The following is a 17,104-nucleotide window of genomic DNA, read 5'->3' on the forward strand; positions in this document are numbered from 1 at the left end:
AAAGGCCCTGATTTACTTTTCCAGGGCGCTTAAACTATCTTCAATAATCCTGATCTTCGCTTCGGCATCTGCTTTTTTGTTGCGCTCGTTCTGCACCACTGCCGGCTTCGCATTGGCCACGAACTTTTCGTTACCTAGTTTTGCGTCTACAGATTTCAAAAAGCCCTGCAGATACTGTAGGTCTGCATTTAAACGCTCACGTTCGGCATCCCCGTCTACGGCCTCATTCAAATGAATAAAGAACTCATCCGCGCCTGTCATAAACGCAACAGCCCCCGGAATTTTATCGTTCACCAACTCTGTCTGACTGATATTAGCCAGTTTAAAGACAATATTCATCCATTTCTCGTAGTCCATACCCGAGTTAATCTTTATAGCGAGCGGCAAAGCCTCTTTAGGTGAGATCTGTTTGGTGTTACGGACGTTACGGATTTCTGCGACCACATTTTTGATCGTCTCAGCCTCCTTAAGAAGAGCGCCATCAGCCTCGCCCGCTACAGGGTAGCTGGCAACGATACAGCAATCCATCTCTGCCCTGCTGCCAAACAACTCATCGTGCCACAATTCCTCGGTTATAAAAGGCATGAACGGATGAAGAAGTGTCAGTATCTTACTGAAGAACCCAGTTGTCGCCTGCATCGTTTCCTGATCCACAGGATGCTGATAAGCCGGCTTCACCATCTCAAGATACCATGCGCAGAAATCGTCCCACACCAGTTTATACGTAGCCATCAGGGCCTCCGACAAGCGGTACTGCCTGAAGTTATCTTCTATTTCTGAAAGTGCTTCGTTGAAGCGGTTCTCAAACCACAGGATAGCCTGCTTATTGGGATTTTCAAGCTGATCGTTCACCTCCCAGCCTTTTACCAGCCTGAAGGCATTCCAAACTTTATTTGCAAAGTTCCTGCCCTGCTCACAATAGTTTTCATCAAACATGAGGTCATTTCCCGCAGGCGAACAAAGCAACATACCTACCCGTACTCCATCTGCGCCGTATTTTTCTATAAGATCGATCGGATCAGGTGAATTGCCGAGTGATTTGGACATCTTACGGCCGAGTTTGTCGCGCACTATACCTGTCAGGTAAACATTTGTAAAAGGCTTTTTGCCTCTGAATTCATGGCCTGCCATGATCATCCGGGCCACCCAGAAAAACAAAATCTCGGGCGCGGTAACCAGGTCATTCGTGGGGTAGTAATAATTGATATCCTTATTATCCGGATCCTTAAACCCATTGAACACCGAGATGGGCCATAACCAGGACGAGAACCAGGTATCCATAACATCCGGGTCCTGGGTAAGAAAAGGAGCCAGCTGATGCTTAAAGCCCTTTTTCTCTTCCTCAGTAAAGACACCGTCAATGTCTTTAAGCTTAAGGAATTCGTCCAGCGCCTCATCTTTCGTTTTAGCTACCACCCAATTCCCCTTATCGTCGTACCAGGCTGGTATCTGCTGACCCCACCACAGTTGCCTGCTGATGTTCCAGTCGCGCACGTTTTCCATCCAGTGCCGGTAGGTGTTGATGAACTTGTCCGGAATTAACCTGATATCGCCGTTAATGACATCTTCCAGTGCTGGCTTGGCCATCTGATCCATTTTACAGAACCACTGCATCGAAAGCTTAGGTTCAATCGCAGCATTTGTACGTTCAGAAAATCCCACCTGCGACTTATACCCTTCCACTTTTTCCAGGTGCCCGGCTTCGTCAAGCAGCACAGCAATCTTCTTACGCGCGGCGAAACGGTCTTCACCTACCAGAATTACGGCAAGTTCATTCAAGGTACCATCGTCGTTGAGGATGTCGATGACCGGAAGCTTATGTTTCACGCCCAGCTCATAGTCGTTCAGATCATGTGCGGGCGTTACTTTAAGGCAACCTGTACCGAAGTCCATCGTCACATACTCGTCCTCAATGATGGGTATCTCCCTGTTGATTAGCGGCACATACACTTTCTTGCCTTTCAGATGCGCATAACGCTCATCGTTAGGATTTATACATATCGCCGAGTCCGCCATAATCGTTTCAGGCCGGGTAGTCGCGATCGTCAGATATTCAGACGTCGCACCAGCGGTGCCAGCGATCGTATATTTAATATAATAGAGCTTTTGATCAACTTCCTTGCGGATTACTTCCTCATCAGATACCGCGGTCTTGCCCGCAGGATCCCAGTTGATCATTCGCACACCACGATATATCCAGCCCTTCCGGTACAAGTGGATAAAACTATCAATAACCGCCTCAGAAAGATCATCTTCCATGGTGAAGCGTGTACGCTCCCAGTCGCACGACGCGCCGAGCTTTTTTAACTGCTCGAGAATGATGCCGCCATATTTCTCTTTCCACTCCCAGGCGTATTTAAGAAACTCTTCGCGGCTGAGGTCTTTCTTCTCAATCCCTTTTTCCTTGAGCATGGCCACTACTTTGGCCTCCGTAGCAATAGACGCGTGGTCTGTACCCGGCACCCAGCAGGCATTCTTCCCCTGCATACGTGCTTTGCGGATCAGCACATCCTGAATGGTATTGTTGAGCATATGACCCATGTGAAGCACCCCCGTCACATTGGGCGGAGGAATTACAATCGTATAAGGTTCGCGCTCATCAGGCTCTGAATGAAAAAAATTCTTTTCCATCCAGTAGCTGTACCATTTATTTTCGGTTGCTGCCGGATCGTATTTAGTAGAAATGCTCATTGCTAATAAAAAAGTATCAGATTTTAGCCGGTAAAAATAACAATAAAATGCCGCTTACTTCAAGTACAGGTCAAAATAGTCCGTCACTTTCTGATACAAATGCGCACGGTCTTTACCCAATACATTGTGTTCGTGCCCCGGGTAAATCATGTAATCTACCTGCACGCCCTTGTCGACCGCATGCTTTACAAAGTCGACCGAATGCTGCTGCACCACAACCGGGTCTTGCTGACCATGAATAAGCAGGAGCTTACCTTTCAGCTGTTCTACACGATTACTCAGATAGGTCGCGGCATAACCCTCGGGGTTTTCCTGTGGTGTATCCATATAACGTTCGGTATACATCACCTCATAAAAGCGCCAGTTGATTACCGGTCCGCCAGCAACCGCCGCTTTAAACACACCAGGGTGAGTCAGCATGAAATTCGTGGTTACAAAACCACCAAAACTCCAGCCAAACAGTCCCATATTGGCCGCGTCTACAAAAGGCTGCGCTTTCAGGTAGTCAGTCGCCCGCAGCATATCTTCCATCTGCACCGTACCTGCATTCCGGAACATAGACTGCTCAAATGCCTTTCCGCGGTTATCACTTCCCCGTACATCAACCGTTAGCACAACGTATCCGCGTTCGGCCATAAACCTGAACCAGTAGTCGCCCGCCCCTCCGTTCCAGCTGTTTGTAATAAGCTGTGCATGCGGACCGCCATACCAGTATACCACCACCGGGTATTTCTTTGCCGCATCAAAGCCCACAGGTTTATATAATGTGGCATACAGATCGTCGCCCGAATTACTCTTTATCGTGATCAGTTGAGGTGCCGAAACCGTGTAGGCCTGCAAAGGATTCTCTGCGCGGAGCAATACCTTAACATCCGATGGCTTCGCTACGGAAAGCAAACGTATTTCCCTCGGCAAGCTAATATTGCTGAAGTTGTCAATCACCGTTTTTCCCGAACTGCTTACCTGGGTGTTGTGTACCCCTGAGCCAGAGGTAATTCGCTTACTGCCACCTGTTTTCAGATTCAGCGCGTAAAGATTTCTGGTGAGAGGGGAGTCTCCGGTCGACACATAAAATAAGCTGCCGCCTTTGGCATCAAAACCCTTTACGTCCAGCACTTCCCACTGACCGCTGGTCAGCTGTTTCAGCAATTTTCCAGTCGTGCTGTACAGATACAGGTGGTTCCAGCCATCGCGGTTGCTCTGCCAGATAAACTTCGAAGGGTCGTTTTTCAAAAATAGCATCGGCACCAGCGGTTCTACATATTTCTCGTCACGCTCTTCAAAAAGGGTCTTTACAAACTTTCCGCTAAGCGCGTCGTACTGGTTGAGCTTCATATGATTTTGCTCGCGGTTGACCACGACGATGTAAACGAACCTGTTGTCCGGACTCCAGGCGATATTCGTAAGATACTGTTCCGCCGGCTCGCCGGTCTGAACGTAAACCAAAGCCCTGGTCTCGGCATTGTAAACACCAAGGGTTACGTGGTGACTCTTGTCGCCCGCCATGGGATATTTTATATTTACATTTTTTGCCGGAATGCTTGTCCAGTCGATAATAGGATAATCGGTTACCATGCCCTGATCCATCCGGTAAAAAGCGAGCAGTTTACCATTATCACTCCAGAATGTACCTTTAGATATACCGAACTCTTCCCGATGTACGGAAGAGGCATAAACGATGTCGCTGCTGCCATCGGTAGTTACCTGAAACTTATCCCCGTCTTTGGATACAAACAGATTGTGGTTGTCTACATACGCCACATAGCCCGCACTGCTTTCCTCAGCATGCTGTTTTGCCGCGGCGTCTTTGTCGACCAGCACGCGGACTGTATTGCTTCGCGGATTAAGCGCAATCTTTTCAGTACCGGTATAAATCACCCAGTCTGCGCCCTGATTGAACTGTATAAAGGGCATGGCCTGTAGCGTATCCCTTTGCGCTGCACGAAACTTCTGATTCAACTGCGTTAGAGTAAGGAAAGCTCTCTCCGCAGATTTCGCGTTGCCTGAATACCAAACGGGGCTTCCGCCAATAGGTTTGGCATATACATAATCCTCAGAACCGTAAATAAACTGGATCTGGGAAAGGTTCTGCGGTGCCAGGGCCGTCCGGGCATTGAGCATCGCATCCTGAATCGTTAGTTTTTTTTCCTGTGCGGAAGAACAAAATGCGACAGCCAGCAGCGGGACAATCGCTAGGAGTTTCCTGATCATATTGTAGAATAAATAGTAAGCTTGCCAAACATAACCATATTTGTTAAAATATGGTGACCAAATATCGGCTTTTCGGAGCTTACCTTTGATGTGTGAAAAACATCTTAATCGGCATCCTGTTCGCCATGCTATGGGCTTCTGCTGCCGTCGCCACCAAGTTCGGCATCCAGTCGGCACCACCTCTGTTACTCGCCAATGTACGCTTTCTGCTGGCGGGACTTGTATTGCTGTGCTACGGCTACATATATAAGCCTGACAGCTCCTATCGCCTGCCTGCCGGACCTGAATGGAAGCAACTCGCGCTCTTTGGCCTGCTCAATACCGCCGTTTATCTCGGACTGTTTGTCTATGCTTTAAAATTTACCGCCGCCGGTATCGGCAGTTTGGCTACGTCGACCAACCCACTGCTCATTGTACTCATCTCGGCATGGCTCATCGGACGCCGGCCCGCCCGGCCTGAAGTGCTCAGTATCGTTATTGGCATGGCCGGCATCGGCGTTGCCAGCTGGCCTTTGCTGCAGGACAGCTCGACTACGGTGTTCGGACTTGCCGTGCTCATGACCAGCATGGTATCGGTTTCTTTTGCCAGCGTGTACTATGCCAGCGTAAAATGGCGCTTGCCCAATATACTGATCAACGGCTGGCAGGTGGGTTTGGGCGGACTCTTCCTCCTGCCTTTTACCCTGGTGTTCAGCGACTGGTCGGCCGTAAGCATCGACAACCGTTTTATTTTCTCGGTGCTTTGGCTTGGATTGGCCGTATCAGTAGTCGGACTCATCTGCTGGTTTTACCTGCTTAAAATAGATACCGTTAAGGCTTCCCTCTGGCTGTTTCTCTGCCCTGTATTCGGTTTCTTTTATGCCTGGTGGCTGGTCGACGAGCCCATTACAATCTATACCCTTCTTGGTACTTTACTTGTTCTCGGCGGGCTTTATCTGGGGCAGCGGGACAGGCTAAAAAAAAGAACTCATGATTGAGTTTCAACACAATAAATTGTGTTAAAATATGTTAAATACATATACAACTTCAATCATGAAAACGATAAATGTTTTTTCTGTAACGGGCAACATCATGAGAAGGCTTGGGATCACAAAGATCTACTGCTGGTTTAACAAGTAATATCCTACCTTTTGAATGGTACAGTCTTACCTGTACGGGCAGACTCTTTTGCCGCTTCGAGGATCCTGACTACCGTCATATTGTTTTCTAAAGCATACAGACCAAAGTCCGGATCTTTTATTTTACCCTTAAGTACATCTGCCAGGTAAGCAAACGGATCTTCATACACAGGCATCTCTTTCGTTGTTACCGCCATAGCCTGCTCTTTCCGGTCATTTTTGGCCCTGATCCTCATATTGCTTTGGTCGACCGTGATCACATAGCCGGTCTCGCCGTAAACCTCCATGTCCTTCCGGTTAAACGGCCAGTTCCAAGAGGCCTGGATGATGCATTGCGCATCTGGATAGTTCACAATAATGGTAGCGTCGTCTTCCACCTTAGGATAGATCTCCGGTTTATACTGTCGTGTAACCGCTGTAACCGATACCGGCTCCTGGCCTTTCATCAGGTAGGTCATCAGGTTTGCACCGTAACAACCGAAATCTACCAGCGCACCGCCACCATTGCCTACCGGATCGGTAAGGAAATCGAAGAATTCCTGCCCTACGCCAATCTCCCTCGGGCCTTGGTGACCGTCGTGTACAACCACTTTTCTGATCCGGCCTACATAGTTGCTGTCGTTGACCAGCTGATAGGCCTTAGCCGTGCTTGGGTACCATGAGGTCTCGAAATTCGTCAGCAAATGAATCTTGTGCTTTTTAGCCAGCGTTTCCATTTTACGGGCATGGGGCAGACTTGCTGCAAGTGGCTTTTCCACCATCACATGGATGCCGCGCGGAGCACAGGCCTCCACCACCATGAGGTGATCGTACACAGATCCGAAGGCCACGACGGCTTCCGGTTTCACTTCGTCGAGCATTTTGCCGAGGTCTGAATAGAAAAGCTTCGGATCGAGCTTGTAACTGTTTGCCCGTTTTTCCGCCAGCGCCTTTACAGGTTCAAAAACGCCCACAAGCTCCACGTCTGTTTTACCCTTCCTGTTCAATATCCACGGCACATGCCCATGCGCCGTACCTGCTACCGCCAGTCTTAGCGGTTTAGCGGAGCTCTGGGCATATCCGCTGCTGAACGCACCACTCAACATCGCCGCGATTCCGGCAAAAAGCATGTATATTTTAACCCTAATACCGTTATGCATATTTCTGTTGCAGTTTTTTTGACAATTTAATTAATACCAGCTCCCGCGATTCCTTTACGCGCTTCAGGAGCTCCTGATCCGGCATCACCTCCAGCCCCTCCACCTCAATCCATTGGCGCCTGGCAAAATGGGGAGCCTGCCTGATGCCCGGGCGGGCGGCCAGAGCGTCGAACTCTTCGGGATTGCATTTCATACAAAAATGTCCGTCCTCAAGCGAAACCAGCACGAATATCTTTTCCTCCAGCATAAAGCAGAGGTGCCCCCATTTCATGCCCTCGGTGGTCCCGGGCAGGGCCAGACAATGATCTCTGAATGTTTCAATATCCATAGCGCGCTTTGAAACTTCTAAAGTTAAACTTATTCGTGAAACCCTCATGCACATTTTATAAGTTTGCAAAGATGAACAGGATTACGCAGACGGCCGACGGTTCGAATACCCTTTACAGTGAGAGCATTGGTGAACACTATCATTCCAAACACGGCGCACTGCAGGAAAGCAGACATGTATTTGTTGATGCGGGCCTGAAACATGCTATCGGGCGTTTCCCCGGTAGGGAGATTTCCATCCTTGAAGTAGGCTTCGGCACCGGCCTTAATTTCTTACTCAGTGCCGCGACTGCCCATGAGGCCGGTGTACCGTTAAATTATGTGGCCCTGGAGGCTTTTCCCTTACGCGCGGAAGAGCTTGAACTAACGGGCTACGGCGCTTATGTGCCTTCGGAGCTCTGGCAAAGCGTGCTGCTGAACTATGGAAAAGCTTTACAGCAAAGCGTGGAAATAATCCCGGCGCAGCGTCTCAAAATCCATCATACATACCTTCACAGGCACGAAACCATTACAACTTTCGATCTGCTGTATTACGATGCGTTTTCTGTACAACACCAGCCTGAAATGTGGACCGATGAGATCATCGCACATGCGAGCCGTTTTTTGAAGCCCGGCGGCATCTTTGTAACTTATGCCATTACAGGCAAACTGAAACGTGCCCTTAAAAGCCTCGGGTTCGATATTGAGAAACTCCCTGGCGCACCCGGTAAGCGGGAAATGCTTCGCGCCATTAAAATTTAAACTGCCATATGCCAAATAACATACCTCCGCCAACCGCTACTGATCCAAGCTCTGCGTTTCAGCGCCTGCTTACCGTTATAGATACCCTGCGTACGGAATGCCCCTGGGATAAAAAGCAGACCATGGAAACCTTGCGGCATCTGACCATTGAGGAGACTTATGAGCTATCTGACGCTATCCTTGAGGGTAACCTCGATGAGGTTAAGAAGGAACTGGGCGATGTCATGATGCACCTGGTCTTTTATGCCCGGATTGCGTCGGAAACCCAGCAATTTGATATCGTGGATGTGCTCAACAGTGTATGCGATAAGCTCGTGAACCGCCATCCGCATATTTATGGCGATGTAAATGTTCACGATGAGCAGGACGTGAAGCGGAACTGGGAGAAACTGAAACTGAAAGAGGGCAACAAATCTGTGCTTGCCGGTGTGCCGGCGGGACTCCCATCTCTGGTGAAGGCAAGCCGTATCCAGGAAAAAGCGCGGGGCGTAGGGTTCGATTGGGACAATAAAGAACAGGTTTGGCAAAAGGTTGAGGAAGAACTCCAGGAATTTAAAGACGAATATAACGGTGCCGATCAAAAAGACATTGACCTCGACAAGGCCGAATCTGAATTTGGCGACCTGCTGTTCTCGCTGATCAACTATGCGAGGTTTGTAAACATCAATCCGGAAAATGCACTGGAAAAAACCAACAAGAAGTTCATTAAGCGTTTCCAGTACCTGGAGTCGAAAGCGAAAGAACAAGGCAAAGCACTTCAGGACATGACACTCGCTGAAATGGACGTCTACTGGAACGAGGCTAAAAAACTATAATACTCCTATTCTGCTTCTATAACGACCGGAAAATTCATGAACTCGTCGACAATCCGGTTTAGCTTAGGATGAAACGACTGCGCAAAGAACAGGTGCTGGCACTTCCCTGAACTTCTGGCAAGTTCAAAAACCTGCAACTGCAATCCCTTGGCCATCAGTTCATCTGCGTCGTCCGCAATAAACATCTGGAGTTTATTCAGGTTCAACCCAAGCTTCAGGTAAACGGCTCTTGCCCGTTTAGGTGTAGCTATCACAATATCGGTTCCGGCAGAAAGTTCATCGATCTCATCGTCCATGCCAGTCGCATCAGATAATAGCATAACCCGAAGATCACGGCGCTGACTCAGCAACTTAAAATGCTCCAGAACCTGACTGCCACGCGTTTCATCCGGGACCAGGACAAGCACTTTAGGTGCCTCGTCTTCAGTGTACTTCATCCGCATGAGCACGCCTAGTACATAAGCAGTTGATTTGCCCGCACCCTCGGGCGCCAGTGCAATCAAATCCTGCCCGCCCACAATGCGCGACAAAGTCTTGGCTTGTATCTCTCTTGCAGACTCATATCCGGCTTCCTGCATTGATGCGATCAGCGGCTTCGTTAGTTTTAGTTTCTCTAGTGACACTTTGCTGGTATATATGGCCCAATGAAGGCAGACAGGGCAAATTTAACAGAAATTTAAAGAACTCTGGTATGCATACCCGCATTACATAACGCAGTCTTCACACAGACTTCAAGTGCTGCCTCTAGTTTTGCCGCAAACAAATCAATCAAAATTATGAGAAAAAAGCTACTCATGTTCGGCCTGCTGCTGTTCACTTTAAGCAGTGCCGCGTTTGCCCAGCACCTTGTTAAAGGCGTGGTAAGCGATGCAAAAGGAACGGGCATTCCGGGTGTAAGCATCCGGGAACTAAACACCAAGAAGGTCGCTGTCACCGATTTTGAAGGCAGATACACGATTGAGGTGCCTGAAGATGCGACACTTTCATTTACTTATATCGGTTATACAACCCAGGAGCTGTCGGTCGACGGCCGCAGCGAGTTGAATGTTACCTTGCAGGAAGATTCAAAAACGCTTGGTGAAGTAGTTGTTACGGCAATTGGCATCAAGCAGCAAAAGAAAAAGCTGGGCTATGCAACCCAGGAAGTTAATACAGAGGTCCTGGCGCAGGCAAAGACGATGAATCTTGGAAACGCACTATCGGGGCAAGTGGCTGGTCTTACCGTAAATAACCCAACCGGTATGTTCCAGGCGCCCTCATTCTCGCTTCGCGGTAAGAGCCCGCTGATCGTCATTGATGGTATACCTGTGGAGACAGATTTTTTCGATGTGTCTTCAGACAACATTGCCAATATCAACGTATTAAAAGGGACTACCGCCTCGGCATTATATGGCTCAAGGGGCAAAAACGGTGCTATCCTGATCACGACCAAAAATGCTGACAAGGAAGGGCTCGAAATCGGGATTAAGACCAATAACATGGTAACTGCCGGTTTCACTGTCTTCCCCGAAACGCAGACTGAGTACGGTAACGGATCAAATGGCAAGTACGAGTTTTGGGACGGCGAGGATGGTGGTATTTCAGATGGCGACATGATCTGGGGTCCAAAGTTTGAGCCTGGAGTTATGGTTGCACAATGGAACAGCCCGATTCGCAACAAACAGACCGGCGAAGTTATTCCATGGTGGGGCAATGTAAAAGGTACGATCTATGACGACAAGTCGAAATACGAGCGTGTGCCTACACCATGGGTAAGACACGACAACCTGAACGAATTTTTGAGGCCGGGAATAGTAACGAATAACGACTTCTCTGTCGCCTACAAAGGTGCAAAGGCGCAGTTCTATGCCTCTGGAAAATACGCTTTTCAACGTGGCCAGGTACCAAACACCTCGCTCACAACCGGTGGCGCCAATTTTAACTCCTCCTTCAAGCTGACCTCGGACCTTCAGCTGGATGCCTCCTTAACTTACAATAAGGTTACCACGCCAAACTATCCGCGCTATGGCTACGGACCCAAAAACCACATGTACACCATCCTGATATGGATGGGCGACGACGTAAACGGCAAGGAACTGAATCAGCATAGATACGTTCCGGGTCTGGAGGGCTATCGCCAGGCAAACTATAACTACGCCTGGTACAACAATCCATACTTCGCCGCAGAGGAACTGGAACAGAGCCTGAACAGAGACGTTCTGTCCGGATTAGCTAAGCTGAACTGGCAGGCTCTTCCCAGCCTAAATCTGCAGCTTAGGGCCTCCGGCCGGCAGCGGCAATCTTTCGAGGATATGCAAAGTCCGAAGTCTTACATGAACTACGGCGATTCCAGGAACGGAGATTACAAGATGTGGAATAATAAACAGCTTAATGTAGACCTCGACTTCCTGGCTTCTTTCCATAAGCCAATTACCAGTGATGTTCATTTCACATTGAACGCAGGAGCCTCGACGCTGAACCGGGAAATCCAACAGGAAAATGCTTCCAGTGATGGTTTGATCGTACCCTTTGTATACAGTCTGAACAACACTCAAGGTCCGGTAATGGCGGGCAACTACTATGAGCAAAAGTCTATTCGAAGTGTTTACGGATCAGCCACGTTCGACCTGTTTAATGCTGTATTTCTCAACGTTACCGGAAGAAATGACTGGTCGTCTACGCTAACAAAGGAGAACCGGTCATACTTCTACCCATCGGCTTCCCTGAGCACCATCGTATCAGATTATATAGCTCTGCCGAAGGTTTTCGACTACCTAAAATTATACTCCTCCTGGGCACAGGTATCAAGCGATCTCGCTCCTTACAGCATTGGTGCTACCTACAATAAAGACCTTACTTACGGCGCCATACCATCTGTCAGCTACCCCTCGGGAATCGTGAACCCGAACATCAGACCGGAAAAATCTACCTCATACGAGCTTGGTCTGGCAACTTCCCTGTTTAAAAAGCTAGATCTGGAATTCACCTATTACAATGTGAAGGATGAAAACCAGATTATAGATTTGAGTACTTCTGAAGCCTCTGGCTTTACGTCAAGAAAAGTAAATGGCAACATTTACCGGACGCAAGGCTTGGAGATTATGGCGAATTTCAACGCTGTTAAAAACAACAACTTCAGATGGGATGTGGCCGCAAACTGGACCACATCCGAAAAAAGACTTACGGAAATCTATGAGAACCAGGCAAAGTTTGGGAACCTGGTGTTGAACGATCGTGCCGACAGCTACTATGGCCGTGTATGGCAAAAAAGCGCTTCGGGTGAGGTGATCCTGGATGCGAATACTGGTCTGCCTACACGCGATAACTTTTACACGAACCTGGGCCATCTTGATCCAAGCTGGCGACTAGGCCTCCAGAACCGCTTTAACATCAAGGGCTTTGATGTCAACATTGATATCGACGGCGCCTGGGGTGGCATTATGCGCTCTGTTACCATCGAAAAGATGTGGTGGGGCGGTAAGCATCCCAATTCTGTTGAATACCGTGATGCCGAATATGCTGCCGGTAAACCGGTGTATGTACCAAAGGGAGTCGTCATTACGGGCGGCGAGTTAAAGCGCGATGTAAATGGTGTTGTACTTTCCGATACGCGGACTTACAGGCCTAACACGACTGCCGTAAACTGGCAAACCTGGAGTCAGGTATATCCTTACCAGGCACAGGTGATGGAATCAGAGAGTGAGCAGTTTGCCAATGTATTCGACCGCTCCTTCTTCAAATTAAGACGCATCTCGGTGGGCTACGATCTGGCAAAAATTGTTAAGATCGGCACGCTCAAATCAATTCATCTGTCGGCCTACAGTTATAATCCGCTGATGTGGAAAAAGATGCCATTGCTCGATCCCGATTTTGGCAATGACAACGATCTTCAGGATCCATCCGCACGATTCATAGGCATGTCCCTAAATGTTAAACTTTAATCAGATGACTGCATCAAAACTCATTGACATGAAAAAAATGCTATACGGCATCATCGCCGCCCTGTTGTTCCTGAGCGCCTGCAAGGACCAGGATCTTATGAATATCGACCCAAACAGGCCGACAGAAACGCACCCACAGCTGCAGCTTACAAAGATTGAGTGGGAAGCTTTTCGTGCCTTTGGCGGAACAAGTCCGCTTTACGCCACGCGCATGCTGGTACAGACTGATGGAGAGAGCGAAGGGCAGTACTTTAAATGGGGAAGGGGAAGTTTCGGTCCCTACTCCTTATTGAGAGACGTGACAAAAATGTCGGAAGAAGCTACACGCATCAATGACAACACTTATATTGCCCTGGCCAAGTTTTTCAGAGCCTACTACTTTTACAACCTTACACTGACGTTCGGTGATATCCCATACAGCGAGGCACTGAAAGGAGAATCACCTGATGGTTATCGTGCACCGGCTTACGACACGCAAAAGGCGGTATTTCAGGGTATCCTGAAGGAGCTTGAGGAAGCCAATGGTATGCTGAAAGGCACAAACGCGATCATTTCGGGCGACATCATCTATAAAGGGAGCCCTGATCAATGGCGGCGCCTGATCAATGCTTTCAGGCTAAAAGTGCTGATTAGTTTGTCGAAAAAAGAGGGCGAGGGCGACATGAATATCAAACAGGCTTTTACCCAAATCGCGCAAAATGAACCTCTGCTGCGAAGCGGTGGCGACGACGGACAGCTCGTGTTTCTTGATCAGCAGGGCAACCGCTATCCGGAATTTAACTCCAGCGGTTTCGGTTCAGGTATGTACATGTCATCTACGTTCATTGAAGAATTGCAGGAACGTAAGGATCCGAGACTGTTTTTGTACACCACGCAGACCAAGATTGCAAAAGAAGCGGGTAAGGCGACCGACGACTTTACCGCCTACGAAGGTGGCGACCCGGCAGCACCATACGCAGAGACCAACCTGAAAGCCGCCGAAGGGAGGGTATCGAAGGTGAACGATCGCTTCCCGAGCGACCCTACAAACGAACCCATGGTCCTTATGGGTTATGCAGAGCAGGAGCTGATCCTTGCGGAAGCCATCATCAGGAACTGGACGTCTGGAGATGCCGCTATGCATTATCGGAACGGCGTAAAAGCCTCTTTTAAGTTCTACGAGACCTACGCTAAAGGCTATGCAAGCTATGTTTCGGAAGACAACGCAGAAGCCTATCTTGACCTGCCTGTAAATGATTTCATGGAGGCTGGTACTTTTGACGAGAAACTTGAACTGATCATCACGCAAAAATACCTTCGGACTTTTTTCCAGTCGGGCTGGACCGCTTTCTATGACAACCTGCGGACGGGTTATCCAGAATTCAGGCGGCAGCCTGGCGTAGCCATTCCCTACCGCTGGATCTATCCGCAGTCGGAGTACGACAACAACCGCGATAACGTATCAGCAGCCATAGAACGCCAGTTTGGTACAGGTAACGATAACATCAACCGCCAGGTTTGGTGGCTGAAATAATTTGTACCTTTATAAAATGCACCGGTGCCGGGCGCCCAGGCGACCCGGCACCTTTACTAAGAAGACATGGACAACAGAAGAGACTTTATTAAAAAAGCTTCCCTCCTTACCGGCGGACTCGGAATGGCGGGTATACTTCCTCCCGCCATCCAAAAGGCACTCGCCATAAACCCTGCCGTCGGCAGCACCTATCTGGATGCGGAACACGTGGTGTTCCTGATGCAGGAGAACAGGTCGTTCGACCATACTTTCGGGACGCTGAAAGGTGTAAGGGGCTTTAACAACCCACGCGCCATCCGTCTGTCAGACAACTATCCCGTCTGGCTGCAAAGCAATAAAAAAGGAGAAACGTATGCACCTTTCCGTCTCAATATAAAAGATACAAAAGCGACATGGATGAGTGCGCTTCCTCATTCCTGGAATGACCAGGTGGATGCCAGAAATAACGGGATGCACGACGGCTGGCTGGACGCAAAGCGCTCCGGCAACAAGGAATATGCCGATATGCCGCTCACTATGGGTTACTACAACCGTGAGGATATCCCTTTTTATTATGCTTTGGCCGATGCTTTCACCGTCTGCGATCACAACTTCTGCTCCTCACTCACCGGCACAAGTCCAAACCGCTGCTTTTTCTGGTCGGGCACCATCCGGGAAGAACAGAACGAAAGCGCCAGACCGCATATATCCAATGGCGACATAGACGGCGCCGAACGGGTATCCTGGAAAACATTCCCGGAACGATTATCCGAACACGGGGTTGACTGGAAGGTTTACCAGAATGAACTCAGCGTGGGGGTAGGCTTTGATGGTGAAGAAGACGACTGGCTGGCGAATTTTACCGACAATGACCTGGAGTTTTTTAAACAATATCATGTGCGCCGCCATCCTGAACACCTCGTTGCGCTCAGGAAAACGCAGTCCAAACTGGAGTTACAGTTGAGAGACAAGCCTGACGAAAAACTGCAGAAAAAACTCAGCGAAACCATCGATGCAATCGCATTCCTGGAGAAAAACCCTTTAGAATCGCTTAACCCCGCACAGCAGGACCTGCACAGGCGGGCTTTTGTGACCAACCGAAACGACCCTGATTATCATAAACTGGAAACGATCAGCTATGAGGATAAAGGTGTAACCAGAACCGCACAAATTCCCAAAGGTGATGTACTGCATCAATTCAGATCGGATGTCGACTCCGGCAACCTGCCCGCTGTTTCCTGGCTGGTTGCGCCATGCAACTTTTCTGACCACCCCGGCGCGCCCTGGTATGGCGCCTGGTACCTGTCGGAAGTCATTGACATCCTCACCAAAAATCCAGAGGTCTGGAAGAAGACCATATTTGTCCTTACCTACGATGAGAATGACGGCTACTTCGATCATATCCCGCCTTTTGTAGCTCCCAACCCCAAAGATCCTTCAAGCGGGAAAGTATCTGACTCACTCGATATCCGCACAGAGTATGCCGCTAAAGGTCAAACCAGCCGCGAAAGTCCGGTCGGCCTCGGCTTCCGGGTACCGATGGTCGTGGTATCGCCATGGAGCCGGGGCGGATATGTCAATTCTGAGATCTTCGATCACACATCAAGTATACAGTTCCTGGAAAAGTTCTTACGGCACAAGACTGGAAAAGCCATACGCGAAGATAACATCAGTTCGTGGCGCCGGAGTGTTTGTGGCGACCTCAGCTCTGTATTCCGCCCCTATCATGGCGAAGCAGTTAAAGCGCCGGAAAGCCTGGAACGATTGCCTTTCATTGAGAGCATTCACAAAGCCCAGTTCGCCAGGCTGCCAGACGGCTTCAAAAAGCTGAGTCAGACAGAGATTGCCGAGATCGTGGGAAACCCTTCTGCAAGTTCGTTGCTGCCCAGACAGGAGCCAGGCATCAAGCCTGCCAGCGCTATACCTTACGAGCTTTACGCCGAGGCTGCACTGAGCGGCGACGGCACAGCCGTAGGCATCACATTCAGGGCGGGTAAGGATTTCTTTGGCGACAGGGCAAGCGCCGGTGCCTTCCATGTCTATGGCGCTGGCAGGCATTGGCCTTTTACCGTGGCGGCCGGAGAAACGCTCTCCTATCAATGGCCGCTCAGTACATTCGCGGACGGAAAATACGACCTGCAGTTGTACGGTGTAAACGGATTTTACCGGAAGTACAAGGGAAGTGCTGATGATCCTGATCTGGATATCAGCCTGCATTATGAGCAGACAGGCCGAAAGCGCCCTACCGGAGGGATTGTGCTGCGCATGTCCCGCAAGAATACCAGCGAGGCACTAAGCCTGGATATTTCCGACGCTATGTATAACATCGCTAACCGTAAGGTAAGCATGAAAAAAGGCCAGAAAGAATTGCTGCTTAGCTTCGATTTAAGCAAGGCGCACCACTGGTACGACATCAACGTAACGGTAGACCAACATCCCGGTTTTATCCGGCATTACGGAGGCCATGTGGAGCTGCTCAAGGATAGTTTTACTGACCCTTATATGGGCAAGGCTTAAGTCATATAAGCGTAATAGCTTGCAAATAAAGTTTTTAAGTTAGAATTGTTTTCGTTATATTTGTATCAACAAGGTTACAGAAAACGAAAACAATTCTATTCGTACATACGAATGCGAATTATTTAACGTATAA

Annotated in this window: 11 protein-coding genes; 6 read left to right on the forward strand and 5 right to left on the reverse strand. The window is 49.1% G+C overall.

Annotated elements, in window-relative coordinates; genetic code table 11:
- Positions 1-12: 12 nt before the first annotated feature.
- A complete protein-coding gene (locus QEP07_RS16225) occupies positions 13-2,691 on the reverse strand; it encodes a valine--tRNA ligase (RefSeq protein WP_285011357.1) in 2,679 nt (892 codons plus the stop codon).
- Between the two features lie 54 nt (positions 2,692-2,745).
- Positions 2,746-4,902: a S9 family peptidase gene (locus QEP07_RS16230; protein ID WP_285011358.1), complete on the reverse strand. Its 2,157-nt coding sequence runs from the start codon at positions 4,900-4,902 to the stop codon at positions 2,746-2,748.
- 92 nt (positions 4,903-4,994) lie between these two features.
- On the opposite strand from QEP07_RS16230, the gene QEP07_RS16235 reads away from it, so the two are divergent.
- Complete coding sequence (locus QEP07_RS16235) at positions 4,995-5,879, forward strand: DMT family transporter (RefSeq protein ID WP_285011360.1); 885 nt, start codon at positions 4,995-4,997, stop codon at positions 5,877-5,879.
- Between the two features lie 146 nt (positions 5,880-6,025).
- Here QEP07_RS16235 and QEP07_RS16240 read toward each other — a convergent pair whose 3' ends face one another.
- The gene (locus QEP07_RS16240) at positions 6,026-7,159 is read right to left on the reverse strand and encodes a Gfo/Idh/MocA family protein (RefSeq protein WP_285011362.1); all 1,134 of its coding nucleotides are present in this window, start codon (positions 7,157-7,159) and stop codon (positions 6,026-6,028) included.
- Positions 7,152-7,487: an MmcQ/YjbR family DNA-binding protein gene (locus tag QEP07_RS16245; RefSeq protein ID WP_285011363.1), complete on the reverse strand. Its 336-nt coding sequence runs from the start codon at positions 7,485-7,487 to the stop codon at positions 7,152-7,154. Before QEP07_RS16245 ends, QEP07_RS16240 begins: the two co-directional genes overlap by 8 nt.
- Before the next feature lie 71 nt (positions 7,488-7,558).
- On the opposite strand from QEP07_RS16245, the gene mnmC2 reads away from it, so the two are divergent.
- Together mnmC2 and mazG are read left to right on the forward strand one after the other, a co-directional pair.
- Entirely contained in the window at positions 7,559-8,227 is a 669-nt protein-coding gene (gene mnmC2, locus QEP07_RS16250) for a tRNA (5-methylaminomethyl-2-thiouridine)(34)-methyltransferase MnmC2 (RefSeq protein ID WP_285011364.1), read from the forward strand.
- A gap of 8 nt (positions 8,228-8,235) precedes the next feature.
- Positions 8,236-9,042, forward strand: coding sequence for a nucleoside triphosphate pyrophosphohydrolase (mazG, locus tag QEP07_RS16255; RefSeq protein ID WP_285011366.1), 807 nt, complete (start codon positions 8,236-8,238; stop codon positions 9,040-9,042).
- Positions 9,043-9,047: 5 nt separating this feature from the next.
- On the opposite strand, the gene QEP07_RS16260 is transcribed toward mazG, so the two are convergent.
- Entirely contained in the window at positions 9,048-9,665 is a 618-nt protein-coding gene (locus QEP07_RS16260) for a DEAD/DEAH box helicase (protein WP_285011367.1), read from the reverse strand.
- A 153-nt stretch (positions 9,666-9,818) separates the two neighbouring features.
- Between QEP07_RS16260 and QEP07_RS16265 the strand changes: the two genes are divergently transcribed.
- The 3 genes from QEP07_RS16265 (at position 9,819) to QEP07_RS16275 (ending at position 16,971) form a co-directional block, all read left to right on the forward strand.
- The gene (locus tag QEP07_RS16265; RefSeq protein WP_285011368.1) at positions 9,819-12,962 is read left to right on the forward strand and encodes a SusC/RagA family TonB-linked outer membrane protein; all 3,144 of its coding nucleotides are present in this window, start codon (positions 9,819-9,821) and stop codon (positions 12,960-12,962) included.
- A 28-nt stretch (positions 12,963-12,990) separates the two neighbouring features.
- Positions 12,991-14,475, forward strand: a complete 1,485-nt coding sequence (locus QEP07_RS16270; protein ID WP_285011370.1) for a SusD/RagB family nutrient-binding outer membrane lipoprotein — start codon at positions 12,991-12,993, stop codon at positions 14,473-14,475.
- Between the two features lie 66 nt (positions 14,476-14,541).
- Positions 14,542-16,971 (forward strand): phosphocholine-specific phospholipase C, encoded by a 2,430-nt coding sequence (locus QEP07_RS16275; protein WP_285011371.1) that lies wholly within the window; start codon positions 14,542-14,544, stop codon positions 16,969-16,971.
- Positions 16,972-17,104 lie beyond the last annotated feature (133 nt).

The sequence above is a fragment of the Pedobacter faecalis genome (assembly GCF_030182585.1).
Classification (GTDB): Bacteria; Bacteroidota; Bacteroidia; order Sphingobacteriales; family Sphingobacteriaceae; genus Pedobacter; species Pedobacter faecalis.